Genomic DNA, 23,932 nt, shown 5'->3' on the forward strand with positions numbered 1-23,932 from the left:
CCAAACGCGGGGAATCTCTACGGGATACGTGATGGTCCCGGCGTATGACCAGGGATTGTTTTAGGTACCCGCCTGGCATTCGGGGCACCAGAACAGGTTGCGGCCATCCAGTACCGTCGTCGCTACGGGAGTGGCGCAGATGTGGCACGGTTGTCCGGTACGGCGGTAGACGTAGACCTCTCCCCCGTGGTCATCCTTCCGGGGTTCCCGGTGCATCGCCTCCGGGGTGTGTTCGGGTCGTACGGTATCGATCCGGCCTTCCCGGACTCCGTCGGCCATGAGTAGGACGAGGTCCGTCCAGATGGCGTCGAACTCACTGCGGTCCAGAATTTTTCCCGGTGTGCGGGGATCAATGCCGAGTCGAAACAACACCTCGGCCCGGTAGATGTTGCCCACGCCCGCGAACAATGTCTGATCCATCATTAGTGTTCCGATGGATTTCTTCGAACGATGGACCCGTGTCCAGATGGATCCGGGGTCGGCGTCGGCTCTCAGGGGGTCGGCTCCGAGTTTGGCGACGGCTGCGTCGCGTTCGGTGTCGGTGATCAACCGGCACCATTGCGGCCCACGGAGGTCAGCGGCGGTTGTTCCGTCGGTGATGCGGAGGCGGACCTGGCCCTTCGGGGCGGCGTGAGGGGCGAAACTCAGTCCGCCGATAAGTCCGAGGTGAATGTGGATGATGTGCTCGGGGTCATCGGTGTCCACGTCAATGAAGAGTTGTTTGCCCCATGCCTCGGCATAGGTGAGCCGGTGGCCGGTGATCCGTTTCGCTTCGGTGGCGAACCGTCCCTGGGGTGATGAGAATGCGAGTTCCCGATCGCTGAACGTGGTGTTGATGCGATCGGCGAGGCGATGGATGACGTGACCTTCGGGCATGACTTTCCGGTGTTTGGGGACGTGTACTGGTCGTCTGCTGCCGGGGAGCTGGGAAGAAAAACCCGGTTAAAAAATTGACTTCATCAATAATATTTTTATCTCATCTTAGAACTTGAAAAGATTTACAGGAACCCGTTTTTCAGTGTCTCCGCGTCATGTGCTGATCCGCGATGACACACACGACCAGGGCGCATACGCCGACAACCACCCCTGCGATGATCAGGCCCCGTACCAGTATCCACAGTGAAAGTAGGAAAAACACTGCTGCGATGAGCCACAGTACCGACCGAAGATGTGGACTCGCTGGAAGTAGTGGATGCGCGGTGGGGCTCCGAAATTCGGCGACCCCCCGGTATCCGGCCAAGAGTGTCCCACTCGCGAGAATGACCACGGGCAACAGCATGGAGTCCATACGGTGACCCTACCGAATCAGCTCCGCTCCTTACCCAGTCTCCAGTATCCGGAGAAGAAGATCGACCTACGGTCCATACCGAGATCCTTGGTCAGGTGCCTCCGGAGCGATGTTGCGATGGATTGCTCTCCGCAGATCCATGCATAAGAGAGTTCTCCGACGGCCACGGGTAGCCCGGATATAGCGGCTACACCTGCCGTGGGAGCCTCGGCGAGGGGGGTGGTCAGGCGGGTGTAGGAGCCGACACCTGAGAGTATGTCCTCCAGTCCGGGGGCCAGGAGGTCGTCGGATTCGGCGATGACGATGACGTGGGTCCGGGTGCGCCCATCTTCGTCAAGTGATTCGACGATGGCGGACAGGGCGGGCACAGCGGTGGCATCGGCGATGAGTAGCTGTGGAAGTACGTTCTCCCGGTAGGTGGCGGAGAGGAAACGTACCCCGACCTCATCCCCGGCCACCGAGTTGAGGGCCCATGCGGATCCGGGTCCGGAAGCCCCGTGCGTGACGATGTCGATGACCATCTCCCCGTCCTCGGGATGGAGTTCGCGGATGGTGTAATAGCGCATGTTGGGGCGCACATCCTCGTTCATTTCGGCGATTGCAGCCCGCGGATTCAGGATGGAGGCATCCGGCATGGTGAGCCGCTTCCCCTCCGGGGGCATGATGAGGGCCACGTATTCGTCAGGGCCTGCACTGCTGATTCCCTTGAATCCGGCGGCTCGGAGGGTGATGCGGCGCAACTGTGGCGCGAGTTCCGTGTTCGATGTGACGGTGGCCCGTACGAGTTCCTCGCGGATATTCCGGTTTGTAGGCATGGCCATGGTGCGTCCCATCACCGCTGACAGTGCCTTGAGCGTGGTTCGGTAGATGATGTTTTTCAACGACATAGACATATCTGTCACGACCTTTCCTGTGGATCAGCAAGATCTCCGGTTAGCCAAGGCTAACTGACTCATCCGAAAAAGTGCAGTGGGTGTGCAGGAAAATTTTTCCGCCGGAGGATAGACTGCCTGATCGTGGCCATCAGCAAGATACTTCTCTACTACCGCTTCACTCCGCTCTCTGATCCAACGGCGGTGATGCTGTGGCAGCGCACCCTGTGCGAATCACTCGAGCTCACCGGTCGGATCCTCATCTCCCGACACGGGATCAACGGAACGGTTGGGGGTGAGCTGGATTCGGTCAAGCGTTACATCCGGGCGACACGTTCCTATCCCGGATTCCGTGACATGGAGTTCAAGTTCTCCGAAGGATCGGCCGCCGATTTCCCTCGTCTGAGTGTGAAGGTTCGGGAGGAACTGGTTGCGTTCGGGGCTCCGGAGGACATCGACGTGGACGAGGATGGAATCATCGGTGGTGGGGTGCACCTGAAACCCGAAGAGGTCAATCAACTCGTTGCGGCCAGGGGGGACGATGTCGTGTTCTTCGATGGGCGTAATGCTATGGAGGCAGGGATCGGTAGATTCCGGGGAGCGGTGATTCCGGATGTGGAGACGACCCATGACTTCATCTCGGAAATCGAGTCCGGGAAATACGATGATCTCAAGGACCGGCCGGTGGTCACCTACTGCACCGGTGGTGTGCGTTGCGAGGTGTTGAGTGCACTTCTCCTGAAACGCGGTTTCCGTGAGGTCTATCAGCTCGACGGTGGGATAGTCCGGTATGGGGAGACTTTCGGAAATGAGGGTCTGTGGGAGGGATCGCTCTACGTCTTCGACCGTCGTATGCATCTGGAGTTCGGGGATGCCACAGACCACAACTTCGTGCAGATCGGGCATTGCGTCCATTGTGCTGCGGGAACCAACACCTACCGGAACTGCGTGAATGGTGCGTGTCGTCGCCTGGTTCTGATCTGTGATGACTGCGCGGATACGACGGTTGGTTCCCATTGCCTGGACTGTCGCCCGTCGGTGCCTGTCGATGTTGCCTGAATCCGGCTCTGCATAGTCGGTTGAGGTTGTCGCGGCGGCGGTTCTTCCTGGCTGCGGTCTGGGCCTTCCGGGAGTAGGTTGGGGGTATGAGCATCGTGAAGATCAACGCAATCACCGTCCCTGAAGGACAGGGGGGCGAACTGGAAAAGCGCTTCGAGGCCCGGAAGCATGTGGTCGACGAGTCACCTGGCTTCGAGGGCTTCCAGCTCCTGCGCCCTATCGCTGGTGAGGAACGCTATTTCGTGGTGACCCGTTGGGCGGACGAGGAATCTTATGTTGCATGGCGCGACGGTGATGCACGTAAGGCGCATTCCGGCGAGAAGAAGCAATCGGTGGCGACAGGGGCTGAGCTTCTCGAATTCGAGATTGCCCTCGAAGCCACCCCCTAGGGTCTCCCGAGGAGATTCTAGGAGGAACCGATGACGGCCATTGTCCCCACCCCGGTGATCCATGCGAGGGAGAAGAGCATGAGAGGCCAGAGGGCGGCGAGCCAGGGGCGCCAGCGTTCGTAGCGCGCCCAGCGCCGGTAGGTGATGTAGGCGGCGCCGAAGGTTCCACCCAGCGTTACCAGACCCGGTATAACCGGGAAGAGGATCTCGTAGGTGCGGGAGCAGATCCAGATTGACGTTCCCGCGTCACAGAGTGGGCCTCCGTGGGCGCGTGAAATCATCGCGATGACGAATGCGGTGAGAAACGTCAGTGGAGGTACCGCGAGCGCGAACACGATGGCCTGCCGTGTCGAGGAATTGTTGCGTTCCAGTCGCAGCAGGGGATCAGCCTCATAGTCCAAATCAGAGGCGCCGCGTCGGGGGGCACTGTCGAGCACGGGGTCGAGGTGGATACGCCTGTTCTGCTCGCCGTCGCCTCCCCCGGTTCCGGTGTCGCTCACTTGTTATTCCAGCCTTCCACGTTTCAGCGAAGTTCCTCGGTCCTTTATGACGATAGCCGGGGTTGAGTCTCCTCGGCGTGCTGGGTGGAGTTCATCGGCCGTGTGCAGGTTGAATGATCGCGGGTACCCGGGAATGTCTGAGGATCTCATTCGTGTTGGAACCTATGAAGACCCGTTCGAGGGATCCCAAGTGCTCCGATCCGAGATAGAGCAGATCACCCTTCCTCCACTTCACCGACTCCACAGCGCCGGACCACCCCCAACCGGATCCTATTTCGGTATCGACGGTAATCTCCGGGTGCCGGTCCAGGGCTGCATCCCGAGCCTGGTCAAGTACCGCGAGGGTGTGTTCCCGCCACTCCACCAGGATCTCCGATTCCAGATCGATGGTGCTTTTCACGGGAGAATCGGCGATGCCCTCGGGTGCGAAGGAGACAATGCGTAATGGTACGGCCCAACGGGATGCCAGGTCGGCGGCGTCGGTGAGAAAGCTGCGGTCATTCTCGGAGTCGATGAATGCACAGTTGATTCGTGTCACTCCGCGCCTTGAGAGTTTCGGGGAGCGTGGAGTGAGCCCGAGGGGACGTGGAGATGAGTGCAGAAGAGCGTCGGCAGTTGACCCGGCCATGAATCGGCGCTTGGGTGCCGAACCGTGAGAGCCGAGGAGAATCACATCAGCCCGGAACTCCTCGGCGGCCTGGGTCAGGATCGAGGTCTCCGAAGGACCTTCGGCGAAGACGGACACCGTCTTATCCCACATGGAGGCGGGTAGCTCAGCAGTGGTCAGGGCCTTGCGGACGCGGGATTCACAGGCGGACGCCTCTTTCTTGCGCCACTTCTTGTATTTGCCGCCCAGCCGACTGAGGGAAGACGACGGCCATGGTCGGGTGAACGCGGTGACCGCCCGTACCTGGATAGGTGTGGTCCGTGCCAGCCAGGCAGCGAACTCCACTGCTTCAGTACCGGAGGCGTCTGGCCGCCAGGCAACGAGAACCCGCATCGGCGAAGGGGTTTCCCCCGACGCGGTGTTCTTCTTTGGCATTCGTTCGGTCGGTCCTCTACCTCGGGTCACGGTGCCGCCGCGGGAAGGCGGCCGCTCATCCGTCGACGGTGATTATCAGGCGTTCTTCTGGTCGGCGGAATAGCGCTCGGCCAGTTCCTTGATGACGGGAATGATTTGCTCGGCAATCTCAAGTTTCTCAGTGCTTAGGGAAGAGAGCATGTCGGCGAGGTATGTGGTGCGCTCATCCCCGACCCGTTTGAGTTCGCTGCGTCCCAGTTCAGTGAGCTGGACCCGGACGCCGCGCCGGTCACTCGTGTCACGGATGCGCTCCACCATGCCGCGGTGCTCAAGCTGATGCAGTGCGTTTGACGCGGTGGGCATCCGGATACCCTCCTGACGGGCCACCTCACTGATGCGGGACGCTCCGTGTTCAGCGAGCCGTGTCAGAATGGTTAGCTGAGGACCTGTGAGATCGGATTGCTCTGCCATGCGGAAGTAGGTTACGTAGAGTTTCGTCATGGCAGGCCGAATTTGTGCGGCGATGTCCATCGGGGTTGCGGCAGTCATATTCCCAATCTTAACTGCTTTTGCTGATGGTAGCGTAATTGTCATTTAGCACGGATACGCTGCGTCGTCGGTGCGGAGTTAATGTGGGCGTAATGTTTGCTTTGTTCGGGCTTCACTAGCCGGTCGAGTGCTCTGTTCAACCGCGTTCAACCGCGAAAGTAACGGTGTTGGGAGGTGTCCATTTTTCGGGTCTCGACTGGTTCCACCTACCGTCCCGTCCGATGGGGCATCGTTGAACGCGGATAGACTGGCACCGTGGTCAATTATTCCGGTGAGGTCAGTCATCAGTGGGCGCGCCGTCGTCTCTTGGCTGACTGGCGTGCGGGACGGGTGTCCCGCGATTCCGTGTGTGACGCGGATTTCCGGCTTCTCGCAGCGTCACGTTTTCACGGTCAGCCCGTGGATCGTCCCTGTCCGATCTGTGCCGCCGATGATCTCCGGATCGTCCTGTGGATATTTGGTGAGTCATTGGGGAAGATGTCATCTAGTGCCCGGAGTGTGGAGGAGATCGAGCGTTTCGCTGATGCAGGTCGGGAATTCACCGTGCACACCGTCGAGGTCTGCCCCGACTGTAGCTGGAATTACCTACTCAGTGCCCGGGAGGTGGGCCCCTGAACCAACTACCTCATGCATGTGAAGTGAACAGAAACAATCCGATGGAGTGGACACAAAGGTGACAAGTAACAACCGGTTGGACAACAACGACGAGGACGAGGTGGATACACCGCCCCGGTCCCCCCGTCGACGCCGGATCGTCTGGTCCCTGGCGATCGCGTTCGCGCTGTTCATCGCCGTCCCCGTGGTGGCGGTCGTGACGGCCTACATACTGGCGGATGTCCCGGAGCCTGAAGAGCTGGTGAACAAGCAGGTCTCGAATATCTACGCCTCGGACTCCACCACCGAGCTCGCCCGTATCGTCCCGCCCGAAGGCAACCGTGAGCAGGTGAATCTGGATGCGATCCCGGAGTCGTTGCGGGGCGCGGTACTCGCCGCCGAGGATCGGGAGTTCTACACGAACCCGGGCTTCTCCGTGAGTGGTTTCGCCCGGGCGATTAAAGGGCAGATCACCGGAGATGATTCCGCAGGTGGTGGCTCGACCATCACGCAGCAGTACGTGAAGAACGCGGTCGTTGGTAATGAGCGTTCCTACGAGCGGAAGCTCAAGGAACTCGTCATCAGTGCGAAGATGGCGAATGAGTGGTCGAAGGACGATGTGCTCGGTGCTTACCTGAACACCATTTATTTCGGTCGTAACTCCTACGGTGTCGCGGCTGCTTCCGAAGCCTACTTCGGAAAGCCTCTCGCAGAACTCACACCCGCCGAGTCTGCGGTGTTGGCGGCCTCCATCCAACGCCCGAGTCAGCTTGATCCGTGGACGAATCGAGAAGAGGCTGAACAACGGTGGAACTATGTTCTGGACGGAATGGTGGCCACCGGATACCTCTCTCCGGAGGAGCGGGACGCCACCGAGTACCCCGAGGTCGTTGACCCGGCTCTGAACCAGGCTTATGTTGAAGCCACCGGAGCCAACGGGCTGATCAAGAACCAGGTGGTGGCGGAGCTCGAACAGATCGGTATCACACAGGAGGACCTGGATACCCGGGGCCTGCGGATCACCACCACAATCGATATCCGGAACCAAAATGCGGTCGTCGATAACGTGAATCGGCTTTTCGAGGGAGAGGACGAGAAACTACGTTCAGCGGTGGTCTCCATTGAACCGTCCAACGGTGCCGTTCGTGCCTATTACGGTGGTGACGATGCGGCGGGATGGGACTACGCCAATGCCCCCATCCAGACCGGCTCAACATTCAAGATCTACGGCCTGGCTGCCGCGCTTCAGCAAGGCATTCCACTGACCACTATGTATTCCTCAGCCCCCGTCGTGACCGGTAACGTGACCGTCACCAACGTCAGTGGGAACGACTGCGGTTACTGCACCATCGCTGAGGCGCTCAAGCGCAGCCACAACACCAGCTTTATCCGCCTGGAACAGGATCTGGCCAATGGGTCCCAGGATGTCGCCGACATGGCCCATGCGCTGGGCATGGCCCGATCACTACCTGGGTTCCCTGCGACCCTGACCGAGAACGGCGGACAGCCCTATGAGGGCATCATTCTCGGACAGTACGAGTCCCGGCCCTTCGATCAGGCGATCGCTTTGGCAACACTCGCGGACGAAGGGGTCTGGCATGCCCCCTACTTCGTGGAGAAGGTTGAAACCTCGAACAACGAGGTTCTTTACGAACACACCGCCACCACAGGTCAACGTCGGGTGGCCGCCAATGTCGCGAACAATGTGATGAGTGCGATGGCCCCTATCGCAGCCTGGTCGAACCAGAACCAGCTTGCCGGGGGACGGACCTCTGCGGCGAAGACTGGCACAACCCAGTTGGGTGACACCGGCTTCAACAAGGATGCCTGGATGATCGGGGCCACGCCACAGCTCGCGACAGTGGTCTGGGTCGGTACTGTGGATAACAGTCCGCTGCGTAACTACTGGGGCGGAAACATGTATGGCGCCGGGTTGCCTGCGCAGATCTGGAAGGCGACCATGGATACGGCGCTGGAAGGCAAGCCCCTCGAACAGTTCCCGGATCCTCAACCCCTCGGTTTCAACAACGCTCCGGCGCCGCAATACGTACCTCCGGTACGGAACACAACCCGGTCGGTCCCGACACCGCAGTCTGACACCGCTAATACCGGTTCAGAGGACGGCGGCGAGGCCGATGGAGCCGATGAAGCAAGTGTCCCTGTGATCCCCATCGAGCCGACTCCCGCCCCACCGGAAGAAGTGGAGATCTTTCCCGGCGTCACTGTCCCGAACATCTTCAACTGATTTGCCCCGGGCACCGGGCCTCCGGTGCCCGGGTTGCTCCGATCTGCGGGATTTCGGCGTCAGAGCCGGGGCAGAGTAATCCCGACCCATGAACAGAATCGAATGCCAGGTATCAGGACGATGAGTACACACCCGGATCCCCGACCGTCGACAAATACAGTCCGTGATCTGGAGCGGCGACAACCCGGCCGCGACGAGCCACTGGCCCGGGACATAACGGTATTTCTCGGTGGCCCGATGGGACGCTTCAGCGCTCCGGGAACCTCCCGGGTGATCACTCCGCTCCGGGTGTTGCTCTGCGTGGCATTGGTGTTCCTTGCGCTCGGATGGCTCTCCAAAGCAAACTGCCTCGGCGGGACGGTCGGATCGGACGGCGTGGTCAGCCTCGACTGGTCCGGTAGCAGACAGTATTTGTCGGCCTGTTATAGCGATATCGTGCCTCTCTACGGAAACAATGGTCTGTCCGGAGGCCACTTCCCGTACAAGTACTCGTGGACTGACCCGGATGGAACCACCCGCTACATGGAGTATCCGGTGCTTGCGGGGCTATTTCAGTGGGGAATGGCTGGACTCACCCGGCTGCTGGTTCCGGTCATCGCCGCAACCGGGCTCGCGGTCCCATCTGCGGCGATTTACTTCTCTCTCACGGCGATGGTTCTGTCGCTCTTCTGGATTCTGGCCATCCGGTGGACGGTCATCCTCACCGGTAACCGTGTCTGGGATACGGTTCTGGTGGCGGCCTCACCACTGGTGATCGCACACGCCTTCACCAATTACGACATTCTTGCTGTCGCTGTGGCCGTGGGGGCACTGCTCGCCGCCGCCCGGTGCAAACCCGGGCTGGCCGGAGTCCTGATCGGTCTGGGGACGGCGGTGAAACTCTGGCCTTTGTTCCTGCTTGGGGCGTATCTGGTTCTCGCGCTGCGGAACCGCACGATTCGTCCGTTCCTGGTCATGCTCGGGACTTCCACCGTGGTGTGGTTGTTGGTCAATCTTCCGGTGATGCTGGCTTTCCGGGCGGGATGGCTGGAGTTTTTCCGCCTCAATTCGGAACGGGTCGCGGACTGGGACAGTGTCTACGCCCTCATCGAACGCCAGACCGGATGGGCGGGTTGGGATCACGGTGCCACCCCACCTGTCATCCTGAATACCGTGTCGACGATTCTTTTCATCGGGGCGTGTGTCCTTATCGGTGTGCTCGGTCTGCGGGCGCGTCGGACACCCAGGGTCGCTGAATTGGTATTCCTCATCGTCGGAGCATTTCTTCTGTTCAATAAGGTGTGGAGTCCCCAGTACTCCCTCTGGCTGGTCCCACTCGCCGTTCTGGCGCTTCCCCGCTGGCGACTCCTCGCCGCGTGGATGCTGTCTGAGGTATTGGTCTGGCCGGTCAGGATGTGGTTCATGGCGGGTGATGACGCACTCGGTGCCCCCGCAGAGCTCTTCAACATCGCCCTCATCATCCGCGGGTTCTTCGTGGTCGTGATCATGGTCCTTGTGGTTCGTCAGATGCTCGGGTTGAGCGAGGATGCGGTACTCGCGGCCCATCACGGTGAGGATCCGCTCGCGGGCGACTTTGATGGCCCGCGAAGCGCTGATCCGGGCGAACTGCAGAGAGCAGTGGGCTCGGATCAATACGCGGTGACGGATGCCGGTGGCGGAAAGGATGCGTGATCTTGTGGGAAACACCGTGGTCTTCATCACTATGACGAGTGTGTTTATCGGTTTTCTCCTGTTTGGCGGCTCCTACGCAAGCTTCAGCTACCGGCGGAACCCGAAGTTGACCTGGACCTTGTTCACCATCGCCATTTTCTTTATCACCGTTGTGCCAACGGTGATCGCGATCTTTTGGGCCACATTATTCGCCGGAAATGGAACGGGCTAGTTGTGCCCGGTAATGGGAACGGAGCTTTTTCGAGATTTCTGGTTCACGGGGCAGGTGCGCCTGGTGTACGCTGGTGGGGTTGCTGACGCAACGAACCCTCCTGCCACACCACAAGGGTGTGGCCGATCCAAAACACTAGACCACAGGAGGTGATGAGGTCCGTGCGTCAATACGAACTCATGATCATTCTCGACCCCTCCCAGGATGAGCGCACTGTCGCTCCGTCCCTGGATAAGTTCCTCGAGGTTGTCCGCAAGGAAAACGGCACCGTGGAAAAGGTTGACATCTGGGGCAAGCGTCGCTTGCAGTACCCGATCAACAAGAAGGAAGAGGGCATCTACGCCGTCATCGAGCTCACATGTGAGCCGGCGACAGTGCAGGAGCTCGACCGTCTGCTGAACCTGAATGACAGCATCCTGCGCACCAAGGTGCTGCGGGCAGACCGTTAAACAGGGACACTGGTAGGGAGAACTTTTCCCGTACACAGTCCCCGCCACTGGTGGCGGGCGGTGAACCCCCAGTACACGAGTCATAAAGGAAGGTCGTTTCAAGGTATGGCACAGGGAGATACAAACATCACTGTGGTCGGCAATCTCGTCGCTGACCCGGAGCTCCGGTTCACCCCTTCGGGGGCGGCCGTAGCCAATTTCCGGATCGCCTCGACTCCGCGTCGTTTCGATGCGGAGTCGAAGCAGTGGGTGGATGGTGAAGCCCTGTTCCTTACCTGCAACGTCTGGCGCCAGGCCGCTGAAAATGTCGCGGAGTCCCTGAGCAAGGGAATGCGTGTCATGGTCACAGGTCGGCTCCGCCAGCGCTCCTATGAAACCCGCGAGGGCGAGAAGCGCAGTGTCTTCGAGGTTGAGGTCGACGATGTCGGTCCCTCCCTGAAGTATGCGACGGCCCAGGTGGCGCGCATCCCCAGGGGTGGCGGCCAGGGTGGCGGCAACTTCGGTGGCGGCGGTAACGCTGTTGCCGGGAACTTCAGCGGCGGTAACGCCGGTGGCGGTTTCGGTGGCGGCCAGAGTGCCGGTGGTTTCGGCGGTGGCAACGCCAACCGTGCCCCTGACAATGACCCGTGGAACAGTGCCCCACAATCCGGTGGTTTCGGTGGTTCAACCGATGACGAGCCTCCGTTCTGATTGGATCCCCTTTTCGGGCTCGAACAGAACGACAGGTACGTCCCAGCATCAATCATCCACATTATTCCCGCTCGTCGGGGTGCCACGCAGGTGGCGTCCGACCTGGCGGGGAGCAGAACGAAAGGCAGGGATCATGAAGCTGATCCTCACCGCCGCCGTTGACAATCTCGGTGTCCCCGGGGACATCGTCGAGGTCAAGGCCGGCTACGGACGTAACTTCTTGCTTCCGCGTGGCTACGCCATCGTTGCGAACCGCAACGCGGAAAAGCAGATCCAGGATATTCAGCGTGCCCAGAAGGCCCGCGAGATCCGCGATACCGACCACGCTCGCGAGGTCAAGGAACAGCTCGAGCAGCTCACCGGTGTCTCCATCGCAGTGCGCACCTCCGACAAGGGTAAGCTCTTCGGCTCCGTCACCGTAGACGACATCGTCGATGCAGTGAAGAAGGCCGGTGGCCCGACCCTGGACAAGCACAATGTCAAGTTGGCTAAGGGAACGGTCAAGTCGACCGGTTCCTACCAGGTTGATGTGAAGCTGCACGGTGACGTCACCGCGCCGATTAACTTTGAGGTCGTCTCCGCCTAAGAAAGGTGGCAAGACGGCGGTCGGCACGTTGTGCCGACCCAACGACAACAGCAGCCGCGGCCCCCGTAGCTCCCTCCCCAGACGTACTGAACTGCGTCCATGGGGTCGGTGAGACGGGGGCCGTGGTCTTTTCCGGTTTGGAACCGGTCCGGTGAGGCGCTTGGGTGAGATATCGCAGGGGTTGCGTGGAGTGCTCTGTGTTGGTTCGCTCACCCTTTTGACACGGTTGTGAAAAGGGGAGTCAAATTGTGGATAACTTTCTCCGGGGTTGACGCAACACGACGCCCTGACCGGCGTAAACCTGCCTAACTCTCCGCACCATGTGCTGTCAAACCGGCTGGTGAGGGGTAGTTATCCACGACTTACTGATAGTTACTAACAGCCTATTTTGCAGGGTTGACCTGCGGGTTCATCTCATTTTCGGGAAAAATTCGGCGGTTTGTCCACAAGTTATCCACAGGCATGCTGGAGAATCCCCAGCACAGAACACACCTTTCCCTAGGTCTGTGCACAACCCTTGTGGATAACGTCCCTTTTTCTTTTCCGCTGGGGAGACCCGGGCGCGCTCCTCTGAATGACGGGATCTGGTTTTTCTCCCCTACTGTGGATCTGTGGCTGTGACAGCCCGCGGTGGTTCGGGCGGTACTGTTGTGCCAGACCAGTATCGGTGCGGGCATACCCGGATTGAGATCGCTGGCTTCCGTGGAGCCGCGTGCTCGTCTGAGCGGCTTCCGGTCCAGGCGAAGGAACAGATAGATTTTCAGACAGCGAAAGGTACCCGTAGTGACCTCCGGTTTCAGTGACACCAGTTTCGATGACGATTACCTTCCCCCGGAGGAGCCACCGGTCGAGGATGGGGCCGGGCAGATTCACCCACCCTCTGACCGGTTGCGGGGGAACAGGCCCCAGTTCCGCTCGGAATCTGGGGATGCCGCCGAAAAGAAGTTCGGCAGGGTTCCACCGCACCATCTGGAGGCAGAACGGAGTGTGCTGGGTGCCATGCTGCTCTCCACTGGAGCGGTCACCGACATCGTGGAGGAACTCACTCCCGATGATTTCTACCGTCCCGCGCACCAGATCATCTATTCGGTGATCCTGGACCTCTTCAGTGAACAGAAGGAAATCGACCCGATCATCGTCTCAGGTCGACTGGACCGACAGGGTGATCTCGACCGGGTAGGTGGTGCCCCATACCTGCACACGCTCATCTCTTCGGTGCCGACCGCCGCGAATGCGCGCTACTACGCGGAGATTGTCGCAGAGAAGGCCCTGTTGCGGCGTCTCGTTGATGCGGGGACCCGGGTCGTCCAGCTTGGCTACGAAGGCACCGAGAGCGCAGAGGTCGACACGGTACTTGACCTGGCGCAGCAGGAGGTCTTCGCCATTGCGCAACGTAAGACGACGACGGACTACGCGGCACTGTCAGAGGTACTTGACCCGACAATGGAGGAACTCGAGGAGTTTGCGAATCACGGTGGGGCGGCTGCCGGTATCTCCACGGGTTTCATCGACCTGGATGAACTGACGAATGGTCTGCACGGGGGTCAGATGATCATCGTGGCAGCCCGCCCCGGTGTGGGTAAATCAACATTGGCGTTGGATTTCATGCGTTCCTGTTCAGTGAAGCAAGGAAAGGCCTCGGTGATTTTCTCCCTCGAGATGTCGAAATCCGAGATCGTCATGCGCCTCCTGTCCGCGGAGACGGAGATCAAGCTGACGGATATGCGTGCGGGGACGATGACCGATGACCAGTGGGCTCGATTGGCTGAACGTGTCGGGAAGATCGCGGACGCTCCCCTGTTTATCGACGATTCCGCGAATCTGACGATGATGGAGATCCGATCCAAGGCACGTCAGTTGAAGCAGCGGCATGATCTACAGATGATCGTGGTCGATTATCTTCAGTTGATGAGTTCGGGAAAGAAGGTCGAGTCCCGTCAACAGGAGGTCAGTGAGTTTTCCCGGCAGCTCAAGCTTCTGGCGAAGGAACTCGATGTGCCGTTGATCGCCATCTCCCAGTTGAACCGTGGACCGGAATCCCGGACTGATAAGAAGCCGCAGCTCGCTGATCTCCGTGAGTCCGGTTCGCTGGAGCAGGACGCGGACATGGTCATGTTGTTGTACCGCCCCGATTCTCAGGACAGGGAGGATCCCCGGGCGGGCGAGGCGGACATCATCATGGCAAAGCACCGCGGTGGTCCGATCGGTACGATTGCCGTAGCCCATCAGTTGCACTATTCGCGTTTCCGGGACCTTGCCCGAGGTATGGGGTAGGACACGGTTCTCCGTGCAGAATGCAGCCGTCGGAACCGCAACCGGGAGAGATGCGACAGGCGCTGCCTCTCCCGGCATGTCAGTGGAATGTGCGTAGCCGAAGGGAATTGGTTACAACGAATACCGAAGACAGTGCCATCGCCGCACCGGCGAGCATTGGATTGAGCCAGCCGAGGGCCGCGACAGGAATCAGAATGATGTTGTAGCCGAACGCCCAGAAGAGATTGCCGTGGATCGTGCGCAGGGTGGCACGCGAGAGCCGGATCGCATCGGACACACCGTCCAATCCGTCCCGCATGAGTGTGATGTCGCCGGCTTCGATGGCGACATCGGTGCCGGTTCCCATCGATAGTCCGAGGTCCGCTTGTGCGAGCGCCGCAGCATCGTTGACACCGTCACCGGCCATGGCAACGATGCGCCCCTCTCCCTGCAGGCGCCGCACCTCGTTGACCTTGCCTTCTGGGAGCACTCCGGCGAAGACATTGTCCGGAGAGATACCGACTTCACGGGCGACTGTGGTTGCGGCACCGTGGTTATCTCCGGTGAGCAGAACAGGGGTCAGCCCGAGGTTCTTCAGTGAGCTGATGGCAGTGGCCGATGTGTCACGGACCCTGTCCCGGACGATCAGGACGGCAGTGGGTGCATTGTCGATGTGGAGAACCACCGGGGTGGCTCCGTCGGATTGGGCCTTCATCACCGCTGACGCGAGCTCCTCGGGGAGGCTGCCATCGGGGCGGAGAACCGCGACATGCCGTCCATCCACGATTGCGCTGACCCCACTGCCGGCGTGGGAGGTGAAGTCGGTGAACTCTGGGAGTGTGCCGCCGGATGTTGTGTCGAGTGCTGCGGTGACGATGGCACGTCCGACGGGATGTTCACTCCCCTGCTCCACGGATCCGGCAAGCCGCAGCACCTCGCTCCGGTCATATCCTGTGATGGCGTTGACACCGGAGAGGGTCATCGCTCCGGTAGTGACGGTTCCGGTCTTGTCTAGGACTATGGTGTCGACACGCTGGGTGGATTCGAGAACCTCCGGCCCCTTGATCAGCAGTCCCATCTGGGCACCTCGACCGGTGCCCACGAGTAATGCCGTCGGAGTCGCCAGACCGAGAGCACAGGGACAGGCGATGATGAGAACTGCCACAGCAGCGGTGAACGCTGCTGCGGTGGTAGACCCGAGAATGAGATGAGCGGTGAGTGTCACCAGTGAAATGACCATGACGACGGGTACGAACACCTGGGAGACACGGTCAACGAGACGTTGAACAGGGGCTTTACGGGATTGTGCGTCGGTGACCAGTCGACCTATCCGTGCGAGTGTCGTTTCTCCACCGACCCGGGTCGCACGGACCACGAGTCGTCCCGAGTTGTTCACCGTGGCCCCTGTCACCGTGTCACCGGTGCCGACATCCACCGGGATGGATTCGCCCGTAAGCATGGACTCGTCGACGGAGCTTGTTCCTGAGACCACCACTCCGTCTGTGGCTACTGTCTCCCCCGGGCGAACCACGAACGTGTCGCCCACCACGAGCCGTTCGACCGGGACCTGTCGTTCATGGCCGTCGACGAGAAGGGTTGCTTCCTTTGCACCGAGTGTCAATAGCGCCCGGAGTGCCTGTGAGGAACGGCCTTTGGCACGGGCCTCGAACCAGCGGCCCAGAAGCAGAAACACAATGACCATTGCTGCAGTGTCGAGATAGATCTCGTTCAGTGCGGCTCCACCGCTGGCCAGGAGGTGGAAGTGCATCGTCATCCCCGGTCGGCCGGCATCGCCGACGGTAAGTGCGACGACTGACCATGCCAGTGCTGCGGTGGTGCCCATACTGACAAGAGTGTCCATAGTGAAGGCACCATGGCGGAGGTTCGTCACCGCTGCCCGGTGGAACGGCCAACCACCCCAGAAGAACACGGGGAAAGTGAGTACGAGAGCCGCCCACTGCCAGTAGTCGAATTGCAGAGGGGGAATCATGGACAGCAGCATGACCGGCAGGCCGCAGGCTGCCGACAGAATGAGTCGGTGTCGGAGATCGGTGATCTCCCGCGCGCGTGCCTGATCGCCGTCATCGACTGGGGCTTCCGATCCGTCGTGCCCGCATACATCGGCCCCGGAATGGGTGACGATGGTGGCTCCATAACCCGTCTTCTCGACAAGGACCACCAGCTCCTCGGGGGAGATGATCCCGGGATCGTAGTCGACGGAGGCTGTCTCCGTGGCGAAATTCACGGTGGCGCGTACCCCGTCGAGCCGGTTGAGTTTTCGTTCCACCCTGCCGGAACAGGAGGTGCAGGTCATGCCTGTGACGGCGAGATCGGTGTGGGCTGTCTCGCCAGAGATGGAGGGACCGGTGACTCCGGTCGGATTGTTCATTGATGCTCCTGATCGAGATGTACAAGTCACCATTTTCCGGTGCCGGGAAAGCTCACGCCGCCCTGCCAGGGGTAGCGGGGCGGCGTGAGGTGGTGCAGGATCCGGCGCGACCGGGTCAGTCAATGACCTCGTAGCCGGCTTCCCGAACCGCGGCGGAGATGGCGTCATCGGTGAAGCCGTGGCCCGACACACTGACCACGCCCTTCTCGAGATCAACGGTGACTCCCTGCGCGCCCGGTACGGTCGAGATCTCCTCGACCACGGCGTTGCTGCAGTGTTCGCAGGTCATACCTGCCACACGATAGTTCTTGGTCATAACTGCTCCTGTTCTTTCGCTGCTCCGTCAGCGTCGCCGGTGTGTTCTCCGTGGGAGTGGGTCTATTACGACCGTAGCTTTCTTCGGGTACCGTGACGGTGCGGTGGGGGTTACCCCGCACAAACTACCCCAGTTCACCCGGTGATCCGCAACAGTGGCGGGAATACCACGTGGGCTTCCGGTGTTGAGCGGGGTGCACTGTACTCAACCGAAGAATCCGGAGTGAATATTCCATGGCCACGATTGATGTAACTGAAGCCACATTCGAAGAGACCGTCACCAAGGGCGGAATCGTTCTCGTTGACGTCTGGGCATCCTGGTGTGGGCCGTGCGTCCGTTTCGCACCCACCTTCGAGAAGGTTTCCGAGGCCCACCCGGAGGCTGTTTTTGCCAAGCTTGACAGTGAAGCCAACCAGGGGTTGGCCGCTGCACTGCAGATTCAGTCGATTCCGACGCTGATGATCTTCCGTGACGGGATCCTCATGTTCCGGGAGTCCGGTTCCATGTCCGCTGCGGCGCTGGAGGATCTCTATACCCAGGTCAGCGAACTTGATATGGAGCAGGTTCGTAAGGAGATGGCGAAAGAACAGAAAGCTGAGGGCGAGCGCGACTGATTCCGGTGAGCCTCCCCCGGGGGTGTCACTCCCCCCTCGGGAGATTGTCGTCCGCGAACTCGGTTGGCGGTCTCGCTGTCCTGGCTAGACTGGGGTGCAAGAGAGCTGTTTCGTGTGGCGTTGCCACGGTCCCAGGGAAGAGAGTCGAGAACAGATCATGGCCAACACATTTGCCAAGGGATGGAAGTATCTCACCGCCTCCCTGAATAAGGTGATCGACGACAATGCTGATCCGAAGGTCCAGATCCAGCAGGCCACTACTGCGGCGAAAGAACAGCATGCGGCGATCGTGCGGCAGGCGGCCTCGATGATCGGAACGCGGAGTCAGTTGGAGATGAAGCTCAACCGCTTGCTCGTAGACAAGGACAGCCTGGAGAACGAGGCGCGCAATGCCCTACATGCCGCGGATGCCGCAAGATCTGCAGGTGACGGAGAACGTGCGGATGATCTGATGGTCAGCGCAGAGGTTCTCTCCACCCGCCTCGTGGCAGTGGAAGGACAGCTTGAGGAGACCACACACCTCCACGCTCGTGCGGTGCAGGCTGCGGAACAGGCGGAATCGCAGGTCCGGGAGTCGGAAGCCCGCCTGCGGGAGCAGCTCACTGAGATCGCGACGCTGCAGACCCAGGTTGATCAGTCTCAAATGCAGGAAACTGTCAATGATGTGACGGGGTCTCCGGGTGGGGTGGAGCTTGATTCAGCGGTTCCGACCCTGGATGCAGTGCGCGCGAAGATCGAGCGTCGCTACGCGGATGCTCTCGGATCGCAGGAGCTTCTGGAGAACTCCGTTGCGAAGCGGATCACGGAGATCAGGGACACCGGTCTCGACATGAAGGCCAGCACCCGGTTGGATCAGATACGCGCGGAAATGAAGAAACCGGAGGACACCGGCGGAGCCAACACCTGAATCCCCGAAAAGCATGGCGTGACCCCTCCCCGGGATAAGTTCACCGGGAGAGGCAGGTCGGGCCGTGTTCAGGATCGCGTGGCTGATCAGCGGCGCGCGATGTGGAGCAGAACCCCCCGAATGCCGGAGTGGAATCCGTCCCGAAGACTCACGCGCTGAGATTCCGTGAGCGTGTACTCGTGCAGTGTCTCGCAGGCGAACTGGAGTAGGGGGCGGTCAATTTCGGGAGGGAGCCCTCCGCCGCATAGTTGGTGGGCGTTGTTCTTCTGTTCCTCTGACGCTGCGTTGTCGTACCACCAGCTCGCGTATTGCTGTCCCACGTCGAAGGGGGTTTGTGAACCGTCAGATGCCCACACCTCACTGGGGAGCGGCACGTACCGTGAACGTAGTTTGCGGCGGGGTGCCATCATGGAGGGATTCGGGGCGGGGCGCGGTGTGGTGGTTTCTTTTTGTGTCTTGGCGGCGGCAGCACCGGGAGCTTGGGGGGTTTCGCCTGCAGAGGACGAGGTGATTCCGGATGCATCCCGGTTTACGGCATGAGTGATTCCCGGCTCCGTTTTTTCCCGGTCAGTGCGCTCAGGTGGTGCCGAAACCATGGGTTCTCGGGGGGCCTCGGTTCCGGCGTTGGTTGACGGGGATGCGGTTTCACGCAACACGGGTGTGCCGGGCCTGCGGGTTTCACTGGGAGGACCCGGAACGTCGACTTGGTCTTCGCCCGGGCCGCGGGTACGTCCGTGGTCGGGGTTTCCGGGTGTCGGTGTTGCGCGATGCTTCGCTGAATGCCCCCGATTGTCATCGACGACGTTGTCGGGGCGCCCGGGTACCGTAAACGAGGTGTTCAAGAGGTCAGGAATCGACGTTGGGCCGGTTTCCTCGATCGGTTCGGCATCACCGATTGGTTTGGTCCGCACGACCGGTGGAAGGGGGCCTTCGAGAACCTGCAGTTGCATGCACTCGGCGAAATCTTCGCGTGGATCGAGGATGGTGGTGGAGTCGCAGGCGTAGCGGAGTGCGGAGGACATAGAATCCCAGCCGAATCCGTAGAGGTGGACGCGGAGACCGGCGGCGGTGGCTTCCTGGACCCCGGGCAGCATGTCGGCGTCACCTGAGACGAGGACGATATCGGAGCACTGGCCGCGGATTCCGGTGAGAACCATGTCAGCCACCAGACGCGTATCGACGGCCTTCTGTGTGCGGCGTTCGCCCCATTCGATGAGCTGACCTGCGCGGAGCTGCACTCCGTCGCAGGTCCGGAGTGCACGTTGATAACGGTGCGGGCCGGAATCCGGGATTCCGTCGTACCACATCTGTCGCTGGATGGGTTGGCCCAGTTGGTTCTGGATCATCGTGCCGAGGACGGCTACGACTTCGGGGAGATCTATCTCTAACTGGGCACGTGCCCCCGTTTCCCACGAGTTGTAAAAGCTCGCGAGCAGGTAGGACGTATCGACGAATACTTGTGTGCGTTCAAGCATGGCTCCTAATTTCCGTTCATTGTCTTGCTAAATCCGTTTAGTCACTGGTGTCCAGCATGCCTGAAACGGTCCGGTTACGTCGATGTCCCGGGTTGGTGCTTTCAACCGCTTCAGGGGTGCGTTACGACGTCCCGCCAGCACAAGCCGGGGATCTGGGCGTGTCCGGGCATCTGCAGGTATCACCGCTCACCCGTTCGGGGGGTAGTTGGCTAAGGTTTACACCCCCGTATCCGACTGGCTCCACGGGTCGTTGTGGATGGTTGAACTTGGTTATATGGTTAGTTACGTAAGTAACCAACCAATCAACCATCGAGGAACGGGGAGCGGGACATGGAGGAGACCACTCTGCCGCTGTTCCGGCAGATCGCCGCACTCGTCGAAGACTCCATCGTCGACGGTTCACTCACTGCCGGTGAACGAGCCCCCTCCACCAACGAACTCGCGGCGTTCCACAACATCAACCCCGCCACGGCCCGCAAGGGCCTCACCCTGCTCGTGGACACCGGCGTGCTCGAGAAACAGCGTGGGATCGGCATGTTCGTCACCGCCACGGCGCGGGAAGCCATTCTCTCCCGTCGCAGGGAGGCCTTCGCCGCCGGTTTCCTCGCCCCACTTATCGACGAGGCCGTCAAACTCGGGATGACCCGGGGAGAACTGCACACTCTCACCGACCAGGTAGCGGAAAGCCGAGGACTCTACTCATGAACCACAACGACAACACCGTCATCCACGCGGACAACGTCACCATCGCGTATGGGAAAACGCCCGTGCTCACCGATTTCACCCTCACGATTCCGGAGGGTGGCATTCACGCGCTCGTCGGGCCCAACGGGTCCGGTAAGACCACGCTGCTGCGTTCCATCGCCGGCCAGCACGAGACGAAGGGCGGCAGCCTCACGGTGTTCAACGCCCCACCCTTCGACAACGCCGAGGTGATGGACCGCGTCGTGCTCATGGGTGCCGATGTGCCGCTGCCGCGGAGTTGGAAAGGGCGCAGGCTCCTGGAGATCGGTGAGGCACGTTGGGCCACTTTCGACATGACGCGCGCACGCGAGCTCGCGGAACGGTTCGACCTCGATCTGGACAAGAAGTACTCGGCGTACTCAACTGGACAGAAGTCCATGCTCCAGGCCGTCATTGGGCTTGCGGCCCGCTGCCCCGTCACCCTCCTTGACGAGCCTTATCTGGGGCTCGACATCGAGCGTCGCCGGGTGCTCTACACCGAGCTCCGGGCCGATGTGGAGCAGCATCCCCGCACGGTGATCCTCTCCACCCACCAGCTTGACGACGCAGCGGCCGTCATCGACTCCGTCATCGTCATCGGTTCACGGTCTCTGCTGTTCACCGCCGAGGTTGCCGACCTCAATGAGGGAGTGCTCTCCGCGACAGGTCCGGCGTTCCGCATCGACGCGCTCGTCGAGGCGCTCGGATCCACCGGTACAGTGCTCATCCGCGAGAAGCTCACCGGGCAGGAACGCGTGATCCTCGACCTGCGGAGCGCTACCGCAGACGCCATTGACTCCCTGTGGGCGAAGGCACGCGAACTCGGCGTCCGCGTCCAGGCCGCCGACCTCGAGGACGCCGTCACCGCCCTGGCGGGTGATGCCCGATGACTGCCCGCGTGACCCCGGGCGGCGGTGTGGACCGCCGACTGATGCTGACACTCGGCGACTGGCGCCGCGCAGGACTCATCCTCGCCTTCATCCTCGCCGACTACGTGCTGCTCACCGGTGTGCTGATGATGTTCATCGGGGACGGCGGCCGATGGAACGTCCTCTACATCGGACTCGTCCTTCTCTCCGGTGCACTCGTGTGGCTGCGTACCCCGGCCGACGGCTACCGGGCCATGAATCTCACCCGGGCGACCTGGAGAAGGCATCACATCGTGCGCTCAGCGGTGTTCACCCTGATCACCGCCCTTGTCGTGGCTCTCGTGGTCGTCGCGCCCGGCTTTCTTCCCCCGCGCGCCCTCGTACCCGTCGGCGTCATTCTCGTCGCGGCGTTTCTCGTGCAGGTCTGGCGGGGACGGTCGATACCGGAGTCCGGGGCCCCGGCCGACGACGGGAAACCGTGGTGGTTGACGGCGGACCTCGGCATGAGCCGTGGAACGCTGATCGGCTCCTCCCCCACGGCCCAAGTCATCCGCGACCCGGTCCTCCGCTTCACGGTGATGGTCTGGGTCGGGGTCCTGGTCTACCTTCTGATGCTCCGACTCCCGCCGTGGGGCGCCGTCCGAGAGGCTGATGACCTTGGGTTCATCACGATCATGGTGCTCTCCTTCTGTGGGAGCATGGCGTCCCTGGCTCCCCTGGCCGCGAGGACATGGCGGGCGTACGGCTGGCCGCGACGGGACTTCGTCCGCGGGTGGAACATCACGGCGCTGCTCAACCTCCCGGTGGCGCTCCTGGTCTGGACCGCCGCGTGGGCCGTGGCGTTCCGGGGAACGATCTCCTTCCACGAGGGGATCCCCGTCTTCCTCGCCGCCGGACTCCTCGCCGTCAGCGGGATGGTGCTCGCACCGTGGGCCATCGGGCGGAACGCCTGGTGGTACGCGAGCCTGGTGGCAGCGTACCCCGTCGGCTTCGCGACAGGCTCCACCGACGTCCGGGTCGTATCCGGAGCTCTGGCGACGCTCACGATCTGGACGCTCATCCTGCTGTTCGTGATCTCCCCGAGACTCGCCGGAACCACCGACCTCAGCGGGGCGACGTTCCAGGAGCGGTTCTCCGGTAGTCGACGATGAGGAAGGGCATACCGACCGTGAAAACAATGGGTGGTTCACCAACCGCGATCCTCCGCCACGCGAACCCATGGGTCCTGCCTGTCCTGGTGACCCTGATCTCCGCCGCAGGTCTCTACGGATACCTCTTCACGGGATACCGGCCGTACGCGTGGACCGCGTGGGTCGCTGCGGCACTCGGTGCGGTTCTCCTGGCATCCGCCGGTGACGCGGACACCTACCGCGCCTTCAACCTCGACCACGCGACCTGGCGTCGCCACCATCTTCTTCGGGTGGGGCTGTACACGGCCATCCTCTCCGCCTGTGCCCTGACCAACTGGTTCGTGCGCGGCGAGGGCGTTGTTCTGGTGAGCGTCGTGTTCTGGGTGGCGGCCGTCATCGTCCAGGTCCGCAACACGCGGACCTGGCCGGAGGCGCCCCGGACGGCGACGTCGAGGTCGGGAGATCCGGCGATCAGCGGTGGTGGCCCGCGCCGGGCGTGCCGGGCGATCATCGCCGGCAACGTTGTTCCGCGGAACCTCATCGGCTGGGGACTCACGGCCGTCGCTGCGGTCATCATCGGTCTCACAGGCATTCGGGTGAACTGGTCGATCCTTCCGCTGGTGATGGTGATGACGGGTCTCACATCCGACGAACGGCCGGACCGCTGGATGGCCTTCAACGGTCGTCGACGGACCTGGCTGCGGGAACGGATGCGACTGGCGTTGCTCCATCCGGTCATGGCTGCGGTCGCGTCATTGCCGTCCCTCCTGATCGTGAACCCGGATGACCATCTGCTCACCGGGATCTGCAGGTGGATCGCGGTGGGATTCCTGATTACCACCATCGACATCATCCTCCCCGTGCTCACCGTGTGGTGGGCGCCCTATCTCATCATCATCATGGGGCTGACGGGCATTCCGGCCCTGTTGCCCGCAGACATTGGTCCTGCCCCGATCCTCTATCCCGTGGTCGGCGCGGGATTCCTCATCGTCAACTACATCGTGGCCGACCTGTGGCTGGTCCGGCGTTGGCGGCCGGGGTCGAGGGGGTTGGCGGATTGGTTGGGCATGAACACCGGCAGGGCAACCAACGCGGGATGAGTGGCGGATGAACATCCCGAAAACTGACGGTA

Annotated in this window: 24 protein-coding genes and 2 pseudogenes; 16 read left to right on the forward strand and 10 right to left on the reverse strand. The window is 61.3% G+C overall.

The window, feature by feature from the left end; genetic code table 11:
• Positions 1-60: 60 nt before the first annotated feature.
• The 3 genes from QWU43_RS09820 to QWU43_RS09830 form a co-directional block, all read right to left on the reverse strand.
• Positions 61-876, reverse strand: coding sequence for an Fpg/Nei family DNA glycosylase (locus QWU43_RS09820; RefSeq protein WP_370917747.1), 816 nt, complete (start codon positions 874-876; stop codon positions 61-63).
• Between the two features lie 139 nt (positions 877-1,015).
• Positions 1,016-1,288, reverse strand: a complete 273-nt coding sequence (locus QWU43_RS09825; protein WP_370914872.1) for a hypothetical protein — start codon at positions 1,286-1,288, stop codon at positions 1,016-1,018.
• 17 nt (positions 1,289-1,305) lie between these two features.
• Positions 1,306-2,181: a siderophore-interacting protein gene (locus QWU43_RS09830; protein ID WP_370914930.1), complete on the reverse strand. Its 876-nt coding sequence runs from the start codon at positions 2,179-2,181 to the stop codon at positions 1,306-1,308.
• A 123-nt stretch (positions 2,182-2,304) separates the two neighbouring features.
• Here QWU43_RS09830 and QWU43_RS09835 point away from each other — a divergent pair, with 123 nt between their 5' ends.
• Together QWU43_RS09835 and QWU43_RS09840 are read left to right on the forward strand one after the other, a co-directional pair.
• Complete coding sequence (locus QWU43_RS09835) at positions 2,305-3,219, forward strand: rhodanese-related sulfurtransferase (RefSeq protein WP_370914873.1); 915 nt, start codon at positions 2,305-2,307, stop codon at positions 3,217-3,219.
• A gap of 86 nt (positions 3,220-3,305) precedes the next feature.
• Positions 3,306-3,608, forward strand: a complete 303-nt coding sequence (locus tag QWU43_RS09840) for an antibiotic biosynthesis monooxygenase (protein ID WP_370914874.1) — start codon at positions 3,306-3,308, stop codon at positions 3,606-3,608.
• Between the two features lie 17 nt (positions 3,609-3,625).
• Here QWU43_RS09840 and QWU43_RS09845 read toward each other — a convergent pair whose 3' ends face one another.
• The 3 genes from QWU43_RS09845 to QWU43_RS09855 all read right to left on the reverse strand — a co-directional run bounded on the left by QWU43_RS09845 (position 3,626) and on the right by QWU43_RS09855 (position 5,678).
• Entirely contained in the window at positions 3,626-4,108 is a 483-nt protein-coding gene (locus QWU43_RS09845) for a hypothetical protein (RefSeq protein ID WP_370914875.1), read from the reverse strand.
• A gap of 91 nt (positions 4,109-4,199) precedes the next feature.
• Complete coding sequence (locus QWU43_RS09850) at positions 4,200-5,150, reverse strand: universal stress protein (RefSeq protein ID WP_370917748.1); 951 nt, start codon at positions 5,148-5,150, stop codon at positions 4,200-4,202.
• A gap of 75 nt (positions 5,151-5,225) precedes the next feature.
• Positions 5,226-5,678 carry a MarR family winged helix-turn-helix transcriptional regulator gene (locus QWU43_RS09855; RefSeq protein WP_370914877.1) on the reverse strand — a complete coding sequence of 151 codons (453 nt, stop codon included), beginning with the start codon at positions 5,676-5,678 and terminating at the stop codon, positions 5,226-5,228.
• A gap of 255 nt (positions 5,679-5,933) precedes the next feature.
• Between QWU43_RS09855 and QWU43_RS09860 the strand changes: the two genes are divergently transcribed.
• The 8 genes from QWU43_RS09860 to dnaB all read left to right on the forward strand — a co-directional run bounded on the left by QWU43_RS09860 (position 5,934) and on the right by dnaB (position 14,398).
• Positions 5,934-6,293: a DUF5318 family protein gene (locus QWU43_RS09860; RefSeq protein ID WP_370914878.1), complete on the forward strand. Its 360-nt coding sequence runs from the start codon at positions 5,934-5,936 to the stop codon at positions 6,291-6,293.
• A 136-nt stretch (positions 6,294-6,429) separates the two neighbouring features.
• Positions 6,430-8,517, forward strand: coding sequence for a transglycosylase domain-containing protein (locus QWU43_RS09865; RefSeq protein WP_370914931.1), 2,088 nt, complete (start codon positions 6,430-6,432; stop codon positions 8,515-8,517).
• Between the two features lie 120 nt (positions 8,518-8,637).
• Positions 8,638-10,188 carry a glycosyltransferase family 87 protein gene (locus tag QWU43_RS09870; protein ID WP_370917749.1) on the forward strand — a complete coding sequence of 517 codons (1,551 nt, stop codon included), beginning with the start codon at positions 8,638-8,640 and terminating at the stop codon, positions 10,186-10,188.
• Entirely contained in the window at positions 10,181-10,399 is a 219-nt protein-coding gene (locus QWU43_RS09875; RefSeq protein ID WP_370914880.1) for a hypothetical protein, read from the forward strand. The genes QWU43_RS09870 and QWU43_RS09875 overlap by 8 nt, the downstream gene beginning before the upstream one ends.
• A 161-nt stretch (positions 10,400-10,560) precedes the next feature.
• Positions 10,561-10,848 (forward strand): 30S ribosomal protein S6, encoded by a 288-nt coding sequence (rpsF, locus tag QWU43_RS09880; protein ID WP_267174148.1) that lies wholly within the window; start codon positions 10,561-10,563, stop codon positions 10,846-10,848.
• A gap of 105 nt (positions 10,849-10,953) precedes the next feature.
• Positions 10,954-11,538, forward strand: a complete 585-nt coding sequence (locus tag QWU43_RS09885) for a single-stranded DNA-binding protein (protein WP_370914881.1) — start codon at positions 10,954-10,956, stop codon at positions 11,536-11,538.
• Between the two features lie 133 nt (positions 11,539-11,671).
• The gene (rplI, locus tag QWU43_RS09890) at positions 11,672-12,124 is read left to right on the forward strand and encodes a 50S ribosomal protein L9 (RefSeq protein ID WP_370914882.1); all 453 of its coding nucleotides are present in this window, start codon (positions 11,672-11,674) and stop codon (positions 12,122-12,124) included.
• A gap of 783 nt (positions 12,125-12,907) precedes the next feature.
• Positions 12,908-14,398, forward strand: coding sequence for a replicative DNA helicase (gene dnaB, locus QWU43_RS09895; protein ID WP_370914883.1), 1,491 nt, complete (start codon positions 12,908-12,910; stop codon positions 14,396-14,398).
• A gap of 79 nt (positions 14,399-14,477) precedes the next feature.
• On the opposite strand, the gene QWU43_RS09900 is transcribed toward dnaB, so the two are convergent.
• Positions 14,478-16,766, reverse strand: a complete 2,289-nt coding sequence (locus tag QWU43_RS09900) for a heavy metal translocating P-type ATPase (protein WP_370917750.1) — start codon at positions 16,764-16,766, stop codon at positions 14,478-14,480.
• 115 nt (positions 16,767-16,881) lie between these two features.
• A complete protein-coding gene (locus tag QWU43_RS09905; RefSeq protein WP_370914885.1) occupies positions 16,882-17,082 on the reverse strand; it encodes a heavy-metal-associated domain-containing protein in 201 nt (66 codons plus the stop codon).
• 233 nt (positions 17,083-17,315) lie between these two features.
• Between QWU43_RS09905 and QWU43_RS09910 the strand changes: the two genes are divergently transcribed.
• Together QWU43_RS09910 and QWU43_RS09915 are read left to right on the forward strand one after the other, a co-directional pair.
• Positions 17,316-17,696 carry a thioredoxin family protein gene (locus QWU43_RS09910; protein ID WP_370914886.1) on the forward strand — a complete coding sequence of 127 codons (381 nt, stop codon included), beginning with the start codon at positions 17,316-17,318 and terminating at the stop codon, positions 17,694-17,696.
• A gap of 157 nt (positions 17,697-17,853) precedes the next feature.
• Positions 17,854-18,603: a PspA/IM30 family protein gene (locus QWU43_RS09915; RefSeq protein WP_370914887.1), complete on the forward strand. Its 750-nt coding sequence runs from the start codon at positions 17,854-17,856 to the stop codon at positions 18,601-18,603.
• Between the two features lie 86 nt (positions 18,604-18,689).
• Here the strand turns inward: QWU43_RS09915 and QWU43_RS09920 are convergent.
• Together QWU43_RS09920 and QWU43_RS09925 are read right to left on the reverse strand one after the other, a co-directional pair.
• Positions 18,690-19,040, reverse strand: a pseudogene (locus tag QWU43_RS09920) (NYN domain-containing protein); the annotation flags it as partial.
• A gap of 464 nt (positions 19,041-19,504) precedes the next feature.
• A pseudogene (locus QWU43_RS09925) lies at positions 19,505-20,078 on the reverse strand (NYN domain-containing protein); the annotation flags it as partial.
• Between the two features lie 330 nt (positions 20,079-20,408).
• Between QWU43_RS09925 and QWU43_RS09930 the strand changes: the two are divergent.
• The 4 genes from QWU43_RS09930 to QWU43_RS09945 are packed head-to-tail and all read left to right on the forward strand — an operon-like array spanning position 20,409 to position 23,900.
• Positions 20,409-20,783, forward strand: a complete 375-nt coding sequence (locus QWU43_RS09930) for a GntR family transcriptional regulator (RefSeq protein WP_370914888.1) — start codon at positions 20,409-20,411, stop codon at positions 20,781-20,783.
• Positions 20,780-21,691 carry an ATP-binding cassette domain-containing protein gene (locus QWU43_RS09935; RefSeq protein ID WP_267174152.1) on the forward strand — a complete coding sequence of 304 codons (912 nt, stop codon included), beginning with the start codon at positions 20,780-20,782 and terminating at the stop codon, positions 21,689-21,691. The genes QWU43_RS09930 and QWU43_RS09935 overlap by 4 nt, the downstream gene beginning before the upstream one ends.
• Complete coding sequence (locus QWU43_RS09940) at positions 21,688-22,821, forward strand: hypothetical protein (RefSeq protein WP_370917751.1); 1,134 nt, start codon at positions 21,688-21,690, stop codon at positions 22,819-22,821. Before QWU43_RS09935 ends, QWU43_RS09940 begins: the two co-directional genes overlap by 4 nt.
• Before the next feature lie 26 nt (positions 22,822-22,847).
• Positions 22,848-23,900 (forward strand): hypothetical protein, encoded by a 1,053-nt coding sequence (locus tag QWU43_RS09945; protein WP_370917752.1) that lies wholly within the window; start codon positions 22,848-22,850, stop codon positions 23,898-23,900.
• Positions 23,901-23,932: the final 32 nt, after the last annotated feature.

Origin of the sequence: Corynebacterium sp. CCM 9204, assembly GCF_041357695.1 — a bacterium.
Taxonomy (GTDB): domain Bacteria; phylum Actinomycetota; class Actinomycetes; order Mycobacteriales; family Mycobacteriaceae; genus Corynebacterium.